At 74.6% G+C, this 15,193-nt stretch carries 12 protein-coding genes; 1 reads left to right on the top strand and 11 read right to left on the bottom strand.

What is annotated here, in order from left to right; translation table 11 throughout:
* Positions 1-179: 179 nt before the first annotated feature.
* The gene (locus tag AB0P06_RS26915) at positions 180-2,102 is read right to left on the bottom strand and encodes a protein kinase (protein ID WP_363611631.1); all 1,923 of its coding nucleotides are present in this window, start codon (positions 2,100-2,102) and stop codon (positions 180-182) included.
* 510 nt (positions 2,103-2,612) lie between these two features.
* Here AB0P06_RS26915 and AB0P06_RS26910 point away from each other — a divergent pair.
* A complete protein-coding gene (locus AB0P06_RS26910; protein WP_363611629.1) occupies positions 2,613-5,447 on the top strand; it encodes an FtsK/SpoIIIE domain-containing protein in 2,835 nt (944 codons plus the stop codon).
* Between the two features lie 52 nt (positions 5,448-5,499).
* Here the strand turns inward: AB0P06_RS26910 and AB0P06_RS26905 are convergent, their stop codons facing one another.
* The 10 genes from AB0P06_RS26905 to AB0P06_RS26860 all read right to left on the bottom strand — a co-directional run bounded on the left by AB0P06_RS26905 (position 5,500) and on the right by AB0P06_RS26860 (position 14,924).
* Positions 5,500-6,561, bottom strand: a complete 1,062-nt coding sequence (locus AB0P06_RS26905; RefSeq protein ID WP_363611627.1) for a CU044_5270 family protein — start codon at positions 6,559-6,561, stop codon at positions 5,500-5,502.
* Positions 6,558-7,187 (bottom strand): RNA polymerase sigma factor, encoded by a 630-nt coding sequence (locus AB0P06_RS26900; RefSeq protein ID WP_363611625.1) that lies wholly within the window; start codon positions 7,185-7,187, stop codon positions 6,558-6,560. Before AB0P06_RS26900 ends, AB0P06_RS26905 begins: the two co-directional genes overlap by 4 nt.
* 108 nt (positions 7,188-7,295) lie before the next feature.
* Complete coding sequence (locus AB0P06_RS26895; RefSeq protein ID WP_363611623.1) at positions 7,296-8,090, bottom strand: hypothetical protein; 795 nt, start codon at positions 8,088-8,090, stop codon at positions 7,296-7,298.
* Positions 8,091-8,518: 428 nt separating this feature from the next.
* Positions 8,519-9,409, bottom strand: a complete 891-nt coding sequence (locus AB0P06_RS26890) for an enoyl-CoA hydratase/isomerase family protein (protein WP_363611621.1) — start codon at positions 9,407-9,409, stop codon at positions 8,519-8,521.
* The gene (locus AB0P06_RS26885; protein WP_363611667.1) at positions 9,406-10,539 is read right to left on the bottom strand and encodes a cytochrome P450; all 1,134 of its coding nucleotides are present in this window, start codon (positions 10,537-10,539) and stop codon (positions 9,406-9,408) included. The genes AB0P06_RS26890 and AB0P06_RS26885 overlap by 4 nt, the downstream gene beginning before the upstream one ends.
* 295 nt (positions 10,540-10,834) lie before the next feature.
* Positions 10,835-12,229 (bottom strand): cytochrome P450, encoded by a 1,395-nt coding sequence (locus AB0P06_RS26880; RefSeq protein ID WP_363611619.1) that lies wholly within the window; start codon positions 12,227-12,229, stop codon positions 10,835-10,837.
* 65 nt (positions 12,230-12,294) lie between these two features.
* Positions 12,295-12,885, bottom strand: a complete 591-nt coding sequence (locus AB0P06_RS26875) for an ATP/GTP-binding protein (protein WP_363611617.1) — start codon at positions 12,883-12,885, stop codon at positions 12,295-12,297.
* Positions 12,860-13,234 carry a DUF742 domain-containing protein gene (locus AB0P06_RS26870; protein ID WP_363611615.1) on the bottom strand — a complete coding sequence of 125 codons (375 nt, stop codon included), beginning with the start codon at positions 13,232-13,234 and terminating at the stop codon, positions 12,860-12,862. Before AB0P06_RS26870 ends, AB0P06_RS26875 begins: the two co-directional genes overlap by 26 nt.
* Positions 13,231-13,632 carry a roadblock/LC7 domain-containing protein gene (locus AB0P06_RS26865; RefSeq protein WP_363611613.1) on the bottom strand — a complete coding sequence of 134 codons (402 nt, stop codon included), beginning with the start codon at positions 13,630-13,632 and terminating at the stop codon, positions 13,231-13,233. Before AB0P06_RS26865 ends, AB0P06_RS26870 begins: the two co-directional genes overlap by 4 nt.
* Positions 13,629-14,924: an ATP-binding protein gene (locus tag AB0P06_RS26860; RefSeq protein ID WP_363611611.1), complete on the bottom strand. Its 1,296-nt coding sequence runs from the start codon at positions 14,922-14,924 to the stop codon at positions 13,629-13,631. The genes AB0P06_RS26865 and AB0P06_RS26860 overlap by 4 nt, the downstream gene beginning before the upstream one ends.
* Positions 14,925-15,193 lie beyond the last annotated feature (269 nt).

The raw sequence follows: 15,193 nt of genomic DNA, 5'->3' as shown, positions 1-15,193 counted from the left end.
TACGCGCCCGAACACCCTTCCCGGGTCGCCTGAGGGCGCCGGACAGGCAGCGGCGGGCGAGAAATCTTGTGAATTGTCGACAAAGCGTCAATGTTGCCGCCGGGGCGGGGTGTTCGACCGGGCGGCCGGGCCCGGCGCGGTCCCGCGGCCGCGTCCGGCGCCCCGGCGCCCGTCCCCGGTCAGTTCTTCGAACTGCCGACCAGGTTGCCCACCCAGTCGCTCGCGCCGCTGAACCAGTCCTGGACGTTGGTCCAGTACTGCGGCAGCGGCGTGAAGTTCCACAGCGCCACCGCCGCGACGGCCAGCACCAGCAGCACCATCAGGCAGCCCTTGAAGCAGCCGAGGCCCGGGATGTACATCCGGTTGCGGCTGCGCGGACGCGGCTCGCGGGCGGGCGCGGGCTCCCGGCGGGCCGGCTCGCGCGGCGGCGCCTCCCGGCGCTGCGGGGGCTCACGGCGCTGCGGGGGCTCGCGGTGCTGGGGCGCCGGCGGCTCGGCCCGGCGCGGGACGGCCGGCGGGGCCGGCTGCGGGTATCCGCCCTGCGGGCCGGCCGGGGGCTGCCCGGGGCGGCCCGGCCCCTGGCCGTACCCCTGCGGGGCCTGCTGATGGCCGTGCGGGGGCTGGTTGTAGCCACCGGGCGGCTGCGGGCGGCCGCCACCGGGCGCCTGGTACGGCGGCGGGGCCACCGGCGGGCGCTGGGCGTAGCCGGGCGGCGGCGGCGGGCCCTGGCGGCGCGGGTCCTGCCCGTAGCCGGGCGGGGGCGGCTGCTGCTGGTAGCCCTGCGGACGGCCGGGCCCGCCGGCCTGGTACGGCGGCGGGGCCACCGGCGGGGCCTCGAACTCCGCCGGGTCGAAGTAACCGACCTCGGTCTGCTGGTTGCGGTCGCGCGCGGCGCGCAGCTGGGTCTGCCACGGGTGCGGCGCCTCGGGCTGCGGCGGGCCGGGCGGGACCGGCGGACCGGCGGTCGGCGGCATCACCTGGGTGCGGTCCGCGGCGCCGTACGGGGCGGCGGGCGGCGGCTGGGTGCCCATGAGGCGGGTCGCGGCCGCCGGGTCGTACTGCTGGCCGGGCGGGCCGGCCGGCAGCACCTGGGTCCGGTCCTCGGCGCCGGGCAGGCCGGCCATCGGGCCGCCGGGGCCGGTGGGACCGCCGAGGCCTCCGGGGGCCGCCGTCGGCACCGCGGCCGGCTGCGGGTCGGGCAGCAGCAGCGCGCCGACCGCGAGCGCGGCGTCCACCGCGGCCGGGGAGGCGTGCACGCCGACGCCCGCCGCGACCACCCGCAGCGCGCGGGCCAGCGAGACCGCGCCCGGCCGCTGCGCCGGGTCCTTGCGCAGACAGCGCTCGATCACCGTCCAGAGCGGCTCGGGCAGGTTGGCCGGGCGCTGCGGCTCCTGGGCGAGGTGCGCCTGGAGGACCGCCAGCGGGCCGTCGCCCTGGAACGGCTGCCGGCCGGTGACCAGCTCGTACAGCATGATCCCGGCGCCGTAGACGTCCACCGCGGAGGTCTGCGGACGGCCCTCGGCGGACTCCGGCGCGACGTACGCCGGCGTGCCGACGAACTCGTGGGTGCGGGTGATGCCCGGGGAGTCGGCGAGCCGGGCGATGCCGAAGTCGGTCAGCAACGGGTGCATCTGCTCGGTGCCGTCCACGACCGTGGAGGCGAGCAGCACGTTGGCGGGCTTGAGGTCGCGGTGGACCACGCCGTCGGCGTGGCTGGCCGCCAGCGCGTCGGCCACCTGGGCCATCAGCAGGGCGCCGGCGATCGGGCTGAACGGGCCGTTGCCGCGCAGGTAGCGGGCCAGGTCGGGGCCGTCGATCAGGTCCATCACCAGGGCCAGCAGCTCGCCCTCGACGACCAGGTCGCGGACCTTGACGATATTGGGGTGGGTCAGCCGCAGCAGCAGCGAACGCTCGCGCAGGAAGCGCATCACCACGTCCGGGTCGGCCGCCAGCTCCTCGCGCAGCACCTTGATCGCCACCGACTGCCCGGGCTCACTGCCGGGCACCGCGACATCCGCGCGCACCCGGCCCCGCCAGACGGTGCCGGTGGCCCCCCGTCCGAGGGTCTCCTCAAGCAGATACTTGCTGCCGACTGGCCGCACCTGTCGCACTCCTCGCCGTGCCGCCCGCGCGGGGCGCTCCTCCGCCGGTGCGGTGAGCCTGCCGGGCCCGTGTCCGGGCCACTCTAACGGTGTCCGTTCACGTTTCTGAGGCGACCGGCGAGGGCATCCGGGCGGCCCTGGGGGTCATCCCCTAGGGGATGACACCGGGTGCCCCTCAGGCCTCCTCCCCGCGGTACGGACGGGCCTCGCCGAGGCCTTCCCCCGGGTACTCGCCGGGGTTCCTCCCCGGGTACCCGCCGGGGTTCCTCCCGAGGTCGGGGCGGACGGCCGCCCCCGGGGCGGTTGACCTGACCCTCCGTCGCCTCCACCATGGCGATGATCGCAAGATCGTCAAATCCGGTACCGTGCGCGGACTGTCCGTGACGGATGGCAGGATGACACTCGCCACTCTTGTGGCCCAAGGGTCGTCGCGACTGCCCCGGCAGCCTCCGCGGTGGCACGAGGCAGCGGTACCAAGCGTCACACCAGCAGAAGGGACCCGCGGGCGAGATGCAGATCCGGCTGACCGTCCTCCGACCGCGCAGCGGCCCGGCCGCCGCCGGCTCCGCCATCCCCTACGTGGACGTGCTGGTCACCGCGCCCGTCGGCACCGCGCTCGGCTCGCTCGCGGGCGCCCTCGCGGGCGCCGTGGGCGTGCGCGGCCCACGGGCCGCCACCCATGTGCACCTGTACGCCGGGGCGCACCGGGTCGACGAGCACACCCTGCTCGGCCACCCCCCGCTGCTCGACGGCGCCGTCCTCAGCCTCAACGAGCCCGACCCGACCGCCGACGACCCCGACGACGGGCCCGCCGCCGCCGAGCTGCGGGTCGTCGGCGGCCCCGACGCCGGCGGCGTGCACCGCCTGCACGGCCGGGAGATCCGGGTCGGCCGCTCCGGCGAGGCCGACGTCCCGCTCGACGACCCGGACGTCTCCCGGCTGCACCTCGCCCTGCACCTCACCGACGACGGCCGGGTCACCGTCCGCGACCTCGGCTCCACCAACGGCACCGCCCTGGACGGCCGGCTCGTGCCGCCCGGCCCGCCCGAGGAGGCCGTCCCGCTCGACGGCGGCGCCCTGCTGCGGATCGGCGAGTCCACCCTCCAGATCACCGTGCCGGATCTCGGGGACGCCTCAGGGGCGCCCGCCCGCGCGGCGCTCCCCGACGGCCACGGCCACCTCCAGCTCGCCGCGCCCGCCCCGGTCAGGCACGCCCCGCCCGTGTTCGAGCCGCCCGCCGCCCCGGAGCCCGCCGCCGGCCGCACCAGGGGCCTGCTCTCGCTGCGCCTCGGCCGCACCGTCGAACCGCCCGGCCAGGAGAGCGCCGAGCGCCACCACGCCGCCGTCCGCGTCCGGCAGGCCGCCGCCCAGCGCGAACGCTGGCCCGACCTCGCCACCGTGCTGCTCAACGCGCTCGGTCCCGGCCCCCGGCTCTGGGAGCGCGGCCCCGGCCACCCCGACGCGCTCACCCTGCGCCTGGGCACCGCCGACCGGCCCGGCGGGGCGGGCACCTCGCCCGGCACCATGCTGCCCGCCGTCCCCGTCACCCTCGACCTCCAGACCGCCGGCAGCCTCGGCCTCAGCGGCCCGCGCGAGCGCCTCGACGCCCTCACCAGGGCCGTCGTCGCCCAGCTCGCCGCGCTGCACCCGCCCACCGGCCTCAGCCTGGTCGTGGTCGACGCCGACCCCGCCCGGCCCGCGCAGGACCGCGTCGACACCTGGGCCTGGGCCCTCTGGCTGCCCCACCTGCGCCCCGCCGACGGCCAGGACTGCCGGCTGCTGCTCGGCCTCGACGACGACCAGGCCACCGCCCGCCTCACCGAACTCACCGCCCGCCTCACCGGCCCGACCGGCCTCGGCGGACACCCCGCCACCGTGGTCGTGGTCGACGGCCGCCCAGCCACCGCGGCCGCCCGCCAGGCGCTCGACCTGCTGCTGCGCCAGGGCCCCGCCGTCGGCATCTTCCCGATCTGCCTCGCCGAGCAGCCCGAGCTGCTGCCGCGCGGCCTCGGCGCCACCGCCCTGATCACCGGCGAGGTCGGCACCCAGCTCTCCATCGACCGGCCGGTCGCCCGCGGCCGCGAGACCCTGCACGAGGTCTCGCTGGACGCCGTCTCCGACGCCTGGGCCGAGCGGCTGGCCCGGGTCCTCGCCCCGCTGCGCGAGGCCGTGCCCGCCGCCCGCGGGCCACTGCCCGACGCGCTGCGCCTGCTCGACCTGCTCCAGCTCGACACCGTCACCCCCGCCAAGCTCTCCGCCCGCTGGGACGCCCACGCCGGAGGCATCGGCGCGGCCGTCGCACTGCTCGGCACCACCCGTGACGAGCTCTGCACCCTCGACCTCGCCGACCCCGAGCTCACCCTCCCCTCCCCCGACCCGGGCGGCCCGCACCTGCTCATCGGCGGCGCCCGGGGCAGCGGCAAGACGGAACTGCTGCGGACCCTGGTCGCCTCGCTGGCGGTCTCCGAGCGGCCCGAGCGGCTCACCGTGACGATCGTCGAGGGCCGGGCGGCCGAGGGCGACGGCGGTCTGGACGGCTGCACCGAACTGCCGCACGTCACCGGCCGGGTCAACGCCGCCGACGAACCCCGGCAGGCACTGCTCACCGCGGAGGCCCTGCAGGACGAACTGGCGCTGCGCGAGCGGCTCTTCGACGGGCTGGACTTCGCCTCCTGGCAGGCGGCCCGCATTCTCGACGGGGAGCAGGGCCTGGACGCGGACCGGCCCGAGGTGCCGGTGCCCGCCGCGGTCGGAGCGGGCGGACACCCCAGCGCCCCCAGGGTCGTCCAGCCGCGCAGCGGCGACACCCCCCGGCCGGCCGCCGCCCCGGCCGGACCGGCCCCCGCCCGGCTGGTCGTGGTGGTGGACGACTACGACGCCCTGCTCGCCCCCACCTCACCCGCCGGCCGCCCGCTCGCCCGCGCCCTGGCCGCCATCGCCCGGCGCGGCGGCCCGCTCGGCATCCACCTCGCCGTCACCACCGGCCGCCCCGAGGAGAGCGCCGGCACCGAGGTCGACGAGGCCGCCCTGCTCCGGATCGCCCTGCGCACGGACGACCCCGCCGACTCCGACCTGCTCATCCATCTCGGCGACGCCGCCGCCCTCGGCGAGGACACCCCCGGCCGCGGCTACCTCCGGCTGCCCGACGGCGGCGTCACCGCCTTCCAGACCGCCCGGATCAGCGGCCGGATCCCCCGCACCGCGACCCTGCGCCCCACCGTCGTCGCCATCGACCCGCTCCAGCTCGGCGCCCCGCCGGCCCGCCGCCCGGTCCGCGAACTGGGCAACGGCCCGACCGACCTCGCCCTGCTGGCCAGCGCCCTCCAGCGGGCGGCCGGGCGCTGAAACGGCTGTGGGGCCCGCTTCCACCGGGCCCCACAGCGCTCTGCCGGGCCCGCTACGGCCGGTCGCCCACCTGGTCGACCACCGCCCGGCCGAGGATCGTTGTCTGTCCGGTGACCTCCCCCTTCCTCCAGGAGCCGTCGTCCTTGACCGCCACCGTGCGCTCACCAAGGAACTCGAAGCTGCTCCGGTCGAAGATCCACTGCGTCTCGACCACCCCCCGGGAGTCCAGCCGAGCGACCGCGACACCCTGCCGACCGACCGCGTCGGTCACCTCGTCCACCACGGTGACCCCGGGGATCCGCGCGGCGGCCCGGTAGAGGGCCGCCCGCACCGGCGACGGCACCAGCTGCTCGCGCAGGATGTCACCGATGGTGGCGAAGGCCTCCTGGTCCGGGCCCGGCCCCTGCCCCTTGGTGTCCGCCTTGAGCTTCGCCAGCAGCTGGTCCGGGTCGGTCGGCAGCGCGGCGGCGTAGGCGTAGCCGCTCGGTCCGGTGTTGCCTGGCGTCGGCTCCAGCCAGCCACCGCCCAGCGGGTGCGGCGCGGGCTCGTCCGGCCGCGTGTGCGGGTCCTTCAGGTCCTGCCCGGTGGGCCGCCGCTGGCCGTCCATGACCAGCAGGCCCCAGCGGCTGCCGTCGACGGAGCGCCAGATCTCCCGGTTCTGCGGCGTGCCCTTCGTCGCCTCGCCGGTCGCCTCGTCGGTCGAGGGGTACGTCTGGACGCTCTTCACATAGACGAACTGGTCCCCTCTCGGGGTGGTGTCCTGCGCCCGGTCCGCCGCGTCCGCCGCCTGGTTCAGCAGCCGTACCGCCGCGACCGGCGCCGCGTTCAGCGGGGCGGACCCGGCCGACGGCCGGGCCTGCGTTGCCTGCGGTGCCTGCGATCGGTCCGGTCCACTGGCGGAGCCCCCGCCGGTCAGCACCAGCGCCAGCGCCAGGCCGCCCGCCAGGGCGGGCACGGCCACCCGGCCGAGCCGGCCGCGCCGAACGCGGACCGGTTGTTCCCGCAGCTCGCTCATCAGATGTCCCCTCAACAGCCGGTGGCGGTCGGCGGAGAGCTCGGGCCGCGCGGGCGGTGGCAGCAGCCGGACCAGCTCGACGCGTTCGTCCTCGTTCATCGGTTCGTCTCCCGTATCGACCGGGCCACGTCAGCGCGGCCACCCGGTACCTGTCCGCCACCCGCATCGGGTTCCCGCCCACCGCACAGTTCCTCGTCCGCCAGCGCGCGCAGCCTGACGCGGGCGCGCGAGAGCCGCGAACGCACCGTGCCGACCGGCACCCCCAGCGCCTCCGCGGCGCTCACGTAGTCCAGCCCCGCCCAGACGCAGAGCGTGAAGACGTCCCGCTCCGCCTTCCGGAGCCTGCGCAGCGCCCGCTTCGCCGCCGCGAGCTGCGCGCCGTCGTCGAGTCGGCCCACCAACTCGTCGGCGAAGTCCGGCACCACCTCCCGGGCCGGCATCCGCGCCAACGCCTCACGGTGCCGCCGCGCCGCCCGGGCGGTGTTGCGCAGCACGTTCGCCGTGATCCCGAACAGCCAGGGCCGGACCGGGCCGCCTTCCTCGCGCAGGGTGCCGCGCAGCCGCCACGCTTCCAGGAACGTCAACTGGACGACGTCCTCGGCCACCGCCCAGTCCCCCGACACCCGCACCGCGTACCGGTACAGGTCCCCCGCCGCCTCGTCGAACACCTCCCTGAAAGCCCACTGGTCCCCACTTCGCAACCGACCCCGCAGTGACAGCTCCACACCCCCACCTGTCCGCACCGGCCCGGGGGTTCCCGAAGCCACGGTGCCAGACAGAAACGGTTCTGCCCCGGCCGAGGCCGGGGCAGAACCGCTTTCCCGCTCGGCCGCTCAGGAGCAGTACGCGCTCCGGTTGACCAGCGACATGCCGCCGACCTTCTCCCCCTCGACGGTGAACTCGTACTTCCAGCCCTTGGCTGCCTGGGCACCCTCGGCCGGCATCTCGTACCTGCCGGTCTTTCCCAGCTCCAGGCCCTTGTCGCCGTACACCCGCTTGAGGTCGTCCAGCGTCGAGCCGGCCCCGAGCCCCTCGGCGGTTCGGGCCTCTGCCGGGGCGGCTAGCTCGCGCAGACCGTCCAGGCCGAACTGCACCCGGCCGGCGGTCAGGAACGCCTTGTCCCGGGTCGCCTTCGCCGCCTTCAGCTCGTCAGCGGCCTTGCTCAGCTGGTCGAGCGTCGTCTGAGCGGCCTTCATCCGCTCGACCTGGGCCACCATCCGGTCGGCGCGCTCCTTGAGCTGCTCCACGGACGCGTTGGGCGGCAGCGGCTCCACCGTACCCACGGCGCGCTTCGCCGCCCGCTCATTGGCGTCCGCTTCCGCGAACCTCGCCTGGACGGCCGCCTCGGCCGCCAACCGGGCCTGGTCCGGCGCCGGGCCGCCCTTGAACGCGAAGTCGGTGCAGCCGTTGAGCAGCGACACCGGTGCCGTCTCCAGCGCGCCGGTCGCCAGCGCCACGTCCTTCGCCATCCCGAGGGCCAGGCCCCGGTAGCCCCCGGCGCCGAACACCTCCGGGACGGCCGCGGTGGTGGGCGCGGCCTTCGCCGCCGCCTTGTTCTCGTTTCCGTCGGAGTCGCAGGCCGCCGCCCCCGTGACGACCAGCGCCACGGACAGTACGGTTCCCGCCATGCGCCTGGTGCGCGTCTTCCCCAAGGTGATCTTCCCCCCTCTTTCCGCAGGCCACCGTACCGAACCCGGGCGGCCGGCCTCCACCGGGTTCACGCATACGAACGGGCCTTGCCGACAAGGCGTCAGTGCGCTGAACCACTGCCCAACCCACCCTCGTTCGCCCGCCCAAGGCGCGCCCCCGGCCACCGCCGGCCGGGGGCGCGCGAAACGAAGCCGTGGCGCGTCAGCAGCCTCCGGACAACTCCCCGGCACGGCCCCCGCGGCCAACGCCGACCAGGCGTCGGCGGTGAAGGGTTCGGTCTCCTCCGCCCGATACGCCCGAGGGCGGGGCCGCGGTGGTCACCACGGCCCCGCCCTCGTCCGTCACCACGCGAGTGGTCGGTCTCCGCTCGCACAAGGACGCGGAGCGAAGCGGAAGCGACGGTGGGTCAGGCGGTCGGGGGCGCGGTGGCGAGCCCGCGGGTGTAGTGGGCGGCGGCGAGGACCGAGGCCATCAGCTCGGCGTCGAGAACGGAGGTGTCGGCCAGCCGGGTCGCCGCCGCATGGGAGTTGAGCAGGGTCTTGGTGACCCGCAGGGCGGCTTCGGGGCGGCGCGCGATGGGCCTGGCCCACTCGGCCACGGCCTGGTCCAGGTCCTGCTCGGGGACGACCCGCTGCAGGATGGAGAGGCCGTGGGCCTCCGCGGCACCGACCGGGCGGCCGGTGAAGATGATCTCGCGGGCGCGGGCCGCGCCGACCTCGTGGAGGAGGCGGGGCAGCAGACCGCCCCAGGCGACGGGCAGGCCGAGGGCGAGTTCGGGCAGCCGGAAGCCGGCGGTGTCGGCACCGACCCGCAGATCGCAGGCGAGGGCCAGGGCGAAGCCGGCGCCGATCGCCCGGCCCTGGACCCGCGCGATGGTGACGGCGGGGCTGTTGGTGATGGCCTCGCAGACCCGGCGGGCCTTGCTGCCGTAGCTCCGGATGCCGCCGCCGGTGGGGTCCTCGCCGAGGGTGGCGCCGAGCTCTTCGCGGTCGCCGCCGAGGCAGAAGTCCGGGCCGGCGCCGGACAGGACGACGACGCGTACCGCCGGGTCCGGTGCGGCGAGGAGGGCGAGGAGTTCGTCCAGCATGGCCGAGGTGACGGCGTTTCCGGTCTCGGGGCTGTCCAGCTCGACGTACAGCACCGGCCCCTGGAGTTCGGCGCGGACCGTACGGGGCGCCACCGGGACGGGGGCGGCACCGGGCTGCGGATACCAGGCCCCGAACGCCGGAGGGTGCGAGGGGTACGGGGGGTGCTGCGTGTACGGGGGGTGCTGAGCCGCGTGCGGAGAAACGTTCATGCGGCAACTCTCAGGGACGTCACCCGATGGAAGACCATCCGGGGCGCGTACTCGGGAGGGCTCACCGCCCGCAGGGTCGGGAAGCGCTCCAGCAACTGGCCGAGCAGGGTGCGCGCCTCCAGCCTGGCCAGACCCGCGCCGAGGCAGTAGTGGGCGCCGCCGCCGAAGGCGATGTGGGAGCCCTTGCGGAGGATGTCGAAGGTGTGCGGGTCCGGGTTGCGGCGCGGATCGTGGTTGGCCGCGCCGTACATCACGTGGACCATGGTGTCCTTGGGGACGAGCACCCCGGACAGCACGGTGTCCTCGCCCGCGACGCGGCTGTTGAGGCGGATCGGCGGATCGTAGCGCAGCGCCTCCTCGATCGCGTCGTCGATGTGCTCCGGCCGGGCCCGCAGCCAGTCCCACGAGCCGGGGGACCGGAGCAGCGACCACACCAGCGAGGAGAGCAGCGTCGCCGTGGTCTCCAGTGAGGCGATGGTGACGAACATGGTGAGCTGGTAGATGATCCGGTCGGTGGCCTCGCGGTCGGACTCCAGCGCGTCCCAGGTGCGGATCCAGCCGGAGATCACGTCGTCGCCCGGGTTGTCGCGGCGCTCCCGGACGAGGCCGTTGAAGTACCGGCGCAGCTGGAGGGTCGCCGCCTCGGAGATCGCCAGCTGGCTCTTGGTGGGCAGGAGTTCCTGGGCGTGCACCTGGTTGTGGGTCATCTCCAGGATGTGCGCGTAGTCCTCCGGCGCGATGTCCAGCCAGCGCCCGACGGTGTTGATCGGCAGCCGCTCGCTGACCACGGCGGCCAGGTCCGCCTCACCGTCCACACGTATTCGCTCGGCCAGGCGGTCGAGCAACCCGGCGACGTCGGCCTCGATGTGCGGCGCCATGGCCTGGATGGTCTGCCGGTCGAAGAGGTTCCCGAGGCTGTGCCGCTGCCGGGTGTGGTCGGGGGCGTTGAGCCGGGAGAGGGTCCCGCTCATCTCCTGGGTGGCGACGGCGTGCCAGCGCTCGCTGTCGGTCTGCCGCTCCTGCCAGGCGAAGTCGGGGACGAGCCAGGTCCTGCCGCGCAGGACCTGGTTGCACGCGTCGTAGCCGGTGACGAGGTACCCGCCCCAGGGCGCCGGGACGAGATCGCCCATCGCCCGCAGCTCGTCGTAGACCGGGACCGGGCAGGCGAGCCCCTCGGCCGACCGCAGCCGCCGCAGCAGCGGCACCGCGGCGCGGCGGTCGACGGTTCCAGCGCGGCACTCCGGGTTCCCGGGGCGGGCTTCCAACATGGCGGTCACACGGGGCTCCTTGCACGGGCGGGCAGTACGGCGGCGATCTACCCAGCCCCAGCGCGCTCAAGCGTCGATCCGTGTTGCTCCCGTCACGTGCTCCGGAGGCGCCGGATTCCGTTCGCCTCACGGCGGTTGCCCGGAATCCGGCCCCCGGTCAGAGCCGGAAGACGTCCAGGAAGGAGCTCCACCACCCCTTGTGCTTGCCCGGGGCCCGGCCGGCGGCGGGTGCGGCGGCCTGCTGGTGCGGCGTCTCGGGGGCGGCGGTCGGCCAGGCGGCCGGCCCGCTCGGGGCGGCGCCCGTGCCCGGCCCCGGGGTACGGGCGGACGTCGGGCTGAACCGCACCGGCAGCGAGACCAGTCCGCGCTGGAAGGGGCCCGGCCGCCACTCCAGACTCTGCGCGGGCACGGCGAGCGTGACGTCCGGGAGCGCGTTGAGCAGGCACTCGATCGCGGTCAGGGCGATCAACTGGGCCGGGGACTTGGCCGGGCAGGCGTGCGGGCCGGCGCCCCAGGCCAGGTGGGCGCCCTTGCTGAGGGTCAGCCGGGCGTCCGTCAGCACGGGGTCGCTGTTGGCGGCGGCGAAGCTGATCACCACCGGGCTGTCCGCGGCCATCCGGACCCCGCCCACCTCGACGTCCTGCATCGGGAAGTGCGTCGCGTAGTTGGCGATCGGCGGGTTGTTCCACAGCACGTCGTCGAGGGCGTCCTCGATGCGCAGACCGGAGCCGCCGTCCGCGTTCTCACCGGACAGCAGCAGGAGCAGCGCGTTGCCTATCAGGTTGCGCTCGGGCTCGACGCCGGCGCCCATCAGCATGACCAGCTGGTCCTTGAGCTCCTCGTCGCGCAGGCCGGCCGGGTGCTGGACGAGCCACGAGGTGATGTCGTCGCCCGGCTGACGGCGCTTCAGCGCGACCAGGTCCATCAGGCAGGCGTTCAGCTCCTCGTTGGCCTGGATCACGTCCAGGCCGTCGAAGAGCGCGGACATGCTGCGGGTCAGCCGGTCGCCGATGTCGGCCGGGCAGCCGAAGAGCTGGTTGAACAGCAGCAGCGGCAGCAGCTTGGCGTAGTCGTTGAGCAGGTCGGCCCGGCCCAGCGGGCTGAACTGGTCGATCAGGTAGCCGGCGATCCGCTCGACGTGCCGGTTGAGCCGGTTGTCGTTGAGCCGCTCCAGGCTCTCGATGACGGCCTTGCGGAGCCGCAGGTGCTCGGTGCCGTCCGTGAAGAGGCAGTTGGGCCGGTAGAACATCATCGGCAGGACGGGGCTGTCCAGCGGCACCCGTCCTTCGTTCAGCGCCGCCCATCGCCGGGAGTCCCGGGCGAACAGCCCCGGGTTCTGCAGCACCCGCAGGGCGGCCTCGTGCGAGGTGACCAGGGTGGCCTCCACGCCCGGGGACAGCTCCACCGGGGCGGCGGGACCGTGGGCGCGCAGCTGGTCGTAGACCACGCCGGGGTCGGACGAGAACATCTCCCCGTACAGCGGTGTGCGCCCACCGTGCATCGGGCAGCCCGGGGGAGGCGACTGCGGGGCGGGTCGCTGCGGAGATTCCATGGGTCGTTCCTTGGAAGTGGCCCCGGGCGGGTGCGGCCCCGGGGGACGGTGACGGGAGGAGAAGGTCAGGAGGCGCGTTCGAGCAGGTGCCGAACGAGGGTCAGCAGGGCGTCGGCCGACGACCGCTGGTCCCGCGCGTCGCAGAACACCACCGGCGTGTGCGGCAGCAGGTCGAGCGCCTCGCGCAGTTCGTCCTCGGTGTAGTCGCTCTGCCGGTCGAAGCTGTTGACCGCCACGGCGTACTCCAGGCCGTACTGCTCGATCAGGTCGATGACCGGGAACGTGTCCGAGAGGCGGGTCGGGTCGGCCAGCAGCAACGCGCCCAGCGCCCCCCGCGCCATGTCCTCCCAGAGCTGCATGAAGCGCTGCTGGCCCGGCGTGCCGAACAGGTACAGCACCAGGTCGTCGCCGAGCGTCAGCCGGCCGAAGTCCAGGGCGACGGTCGTGGTCTTCTTGTCCGGCACCCCCCGGAGGTCGTCGACGCGGGTGGACGCCTGCGTCATCTTCTCCTCGGTGCTCAGCGGGGCGATCTCCGACAGGGCGCCGATCAGCGTGGTCTTGCCGACCGCGAAGTGCCCCACGACCAGGATCTTGACAGCGGTCGTCACCGCGCCCGGGACGTAGATGTCCTCAGGCGAACCGGCGTTGAAGTCCATGCAGCACCTTCTCTAGGAGTCTCGGATCCGGGGCCTGGGCCGGCGGCGGGGTCGCCCGGCGCAGCAGCCGTCCCTCGCGGATCAGGTCCGTCAGCAGCAGCCTCACCACCCCCACCGGCAGCCCCAGACGGGCCGAGACCTCCGCCACCGAGAGGTAGCCGCCGGAGCACAGTTCCCAGATCGCCACGGTCTCCGGGCTCGGCAGGGCCGGGAGTTCCTGCTCGGGAGCGACGGTGACCAGGGTGATCAGGGAGAGATCGTCCGCACTCGGTAACTCACGGCCGCCGGTGATGACATAGGAGCGTATGAAACCGCCGGCCACCCGCTGCTCCTCGCCGGGCACCGTCATGACCCGCTGTGCGTACTCTGGCGCGGCGCCGCGGTCATCGCCCGGCCGAGCGCGCCCACCTGCTGCTGCATCCGGAAGGACATCGCCTCCATGTCGACGTCGGAGGCGGTGGAGGCCGCGAGGTAGGCTCCGCTGCCGGCCGCGATCAGGAAGATCCAGCCGTGGTCGTACTCCAGGAGGGTCTGGCGCCAGGTCCCGCCACTGCCGCCGACGAACGGGGCGACCGCCCGGCTCAGCGACTGCATCGAGCTCATCGCGGCGGCGTTGGTCTCCGCCTCGTCACGGCCGATCCCGCTGGACCGTTCGAGCAGGAGGCCGTCGGCGGAGACCAGAATGGCGTGCCGGGCACCGGGCACCTGGAGTACATCGTTGAGCACCCAGGACAGATCAGGGCTCACTGGTTCTCGGTTCCTTCCGTGGTCATGGTGTTGCGCCCGGAGAGCGTCCCGCGCTGGAACGCGCCGAGGCGGGACGCCGTCTCCTGGCCGGTGGTCCGCACCGGCTCGTCGACGCGGCCGGAGTCCTGCGGGTGCGGGACCACCGAGACGGTGCGCTGGCGGCGGCGCCGGGGCAGCCGTCCGTCCGCCGTCATCTCCGGTTCCGCCGGCTCCGGGGCCGCGGCTACCGGGGACAGGGTGGCCGGGGCGACCGGGGCGAGGGTGGCCGGGGCCGGCTCGGGCAACGACGCGAGCCGCTGCCCGGGGGCCTGCCCCCGGACCGGCAGGGGCTGCTCCGCGGGCTCGCCCTGGTACTCGCCGCGCTCGGGGGCCGCCATGGGCGCGACCTCGCTGCTGAGCAGCTCGGTCGGCAGGAGCACCACGGCCCGCACGCCGCCGTACGGGGAGACCGAGTCGACGGAGACGCGGAAGCCGTAGCGGGCGGCCAGCATGCCGGAGACGGCGAAGCCGAACTTCGGGGGGTTGCCCAGGCTGGTGAGGCTGATCGGCGCGCCCGGGTTCAGCAGCGCGGCCGCGCGGTCCTTCTCCTCCTGCCCCATCCCGAGGCCGGCGTCGTCGATGATCAGGCAGACGCCGGTCGGGACGGCCTGGACACTGATCTCCACCGGGGTGTCCGGGGCGGAGTAGTTGGTGGCGTTGGCCAGCAGCTCGGCCAGCACGACGGCGACCGGCTCGACCACCTTGCTGGCGAGCGAGACGCTGACCCGGGAGTGGATCCGCACCCGGTCGAAGTGCCGGATCCGGCCCTGGGCGCTGCGGGCCACGTCGTAGACCGAGGCGACGCTCTCCCTGCGGCCCAGCCAGCCGCCGCAGAGCACCGCGATGCCCTGGGAGCGACGGCCGAACTGGCTGTTCGCGTGGTCGACCAGCATCAGGTCGGCCAGGATCTGCGGGCTGTTGCCGTACTTCCGCTGCACCTTCTCGATGACGATCTGCTGCTCGTCGGCCAGGCCCTGCAGCGTCCGCATCGCCGCCTTGAGGACGGCCTTGGTGTCCTCCTCGGCGTCCCGGCGGACCTCCGCCAGCTCGGCCGCGTACTGGCCCTGCAGACGTGCGTTCAGTGCGCTCAGGTCGTCGCGCTGACGCTGCGCCAGGGAGCTCGCCTCCTCTAGGGAAACGTTTCTCCTACGCAGGGCGAGATTCGTCCTGCGGGCCTGGAGGGCGGCCCCGACGGCTGCGAGCACCACCACGATAAAGACCCAGAAAAAGGGTTCCTGCACAAATGACGTCATGAAACTCTCTTCAGGTGGCATCGCGTCAGGAACGGCTCCGGACCGCCCTGCGCGAATGGGACTGGCGGCCCAGCCCCTTCGAAAGACACCTGTTGTTTCATCACGTCGGTGGAGCTCTTCCGGTACGAGACCTGCGGCAACGCCTATCGCGGAGTTAGCCTACTGCAACTCCCGGCACGCCAGAACAGCTGTCAAACAGGGCAGTTGGGGCAAAACTCCGCCCCCTGCCGCCACCCCGGCAGAGAAATGCCGAACATTGTGACACGGCG

This window comes from Kitasatospora sp. NPDC088351, from assembly GCF_040685575.1.
Lineage (GTDB): Bacteria > Actinomycetota > Actinomycetes > Streptomycetales > Streptomycetaceae > Kitasatospora.
This window is presented reverse-complemented; position numbering and strand designations above follow the sequence as displayed.

Excerpts from the sequence above, each read along its gene's own strand:
- AB0P06_RS26910 (WP_363611629.1), top strand. The coding sequence starts at position 2,613 with ATGCAGATCCGGCTGACCGTCCTCCGACCGCGCAGCGGCCCGGCCGCC.
- AB0P06_RS26905 (WP_363611627.1), bottom strand. The coding sequence starts at position 6,561 with ATGAACGAGGACGAACGCGTCGAGCTGGTCCGGCTGCTGCCACCGCCC.
- AB0P06_RS26895 (WP_363611623.1), bottom strand. The coding sequence starts at position 8,090 with ATGGCGGGAACCGTACTGTCCGTGGCGCTGGTCGTCACGGGGGCGGCG.
- AB0P06_RS26890 (WP_363611621.1), bottom strand. The coding sequence starts at position 9,409 with ATGAACGTTTCTCCGCACGCGGCTCAGCACCCCCCGTACACGCAGCAC.
- AB0P06_RS26885 (WP_363611667.1), bottom strand. The coding sequence starts at position 10,539 with ATGGGCGATCTCGTCCCGGCGCCCTGGGGCGGGTACCTCGTCACCGGC.
- AB0P06_RS26880 (WP_363611619.1), bottom strand. The coding sequence starts at position 12,229 with ATGGAATCTCCGCAGCGACCCGCCCCGCAGTCGCCTCCCCCGGGCTGC.
- AB0P06_RS26875 (WP_363611617.1), bottom strand. The coding sequence starts at position 12,885 with ATGGACTTCAACGCCGGTTCGCCTGAGGACATCTACGTCCCGGGCGCG.
- AB0P06_RS26870 (WP_363611615.1), bottom strand. The coding sequence starts at position 13,234 with ATGACGGTGCCCGGCGAGGAGCAGCGGGTGGCCGGCGGTTTCATACGC.
- AB0P06_RS26860 (WP_363611611.1), bottom strand. The coding sequence starts at position 14,924 with ATGACGTCATTTGTGCAGGAACCCTTTTTCTGGGTCTTTATCGTGGTG.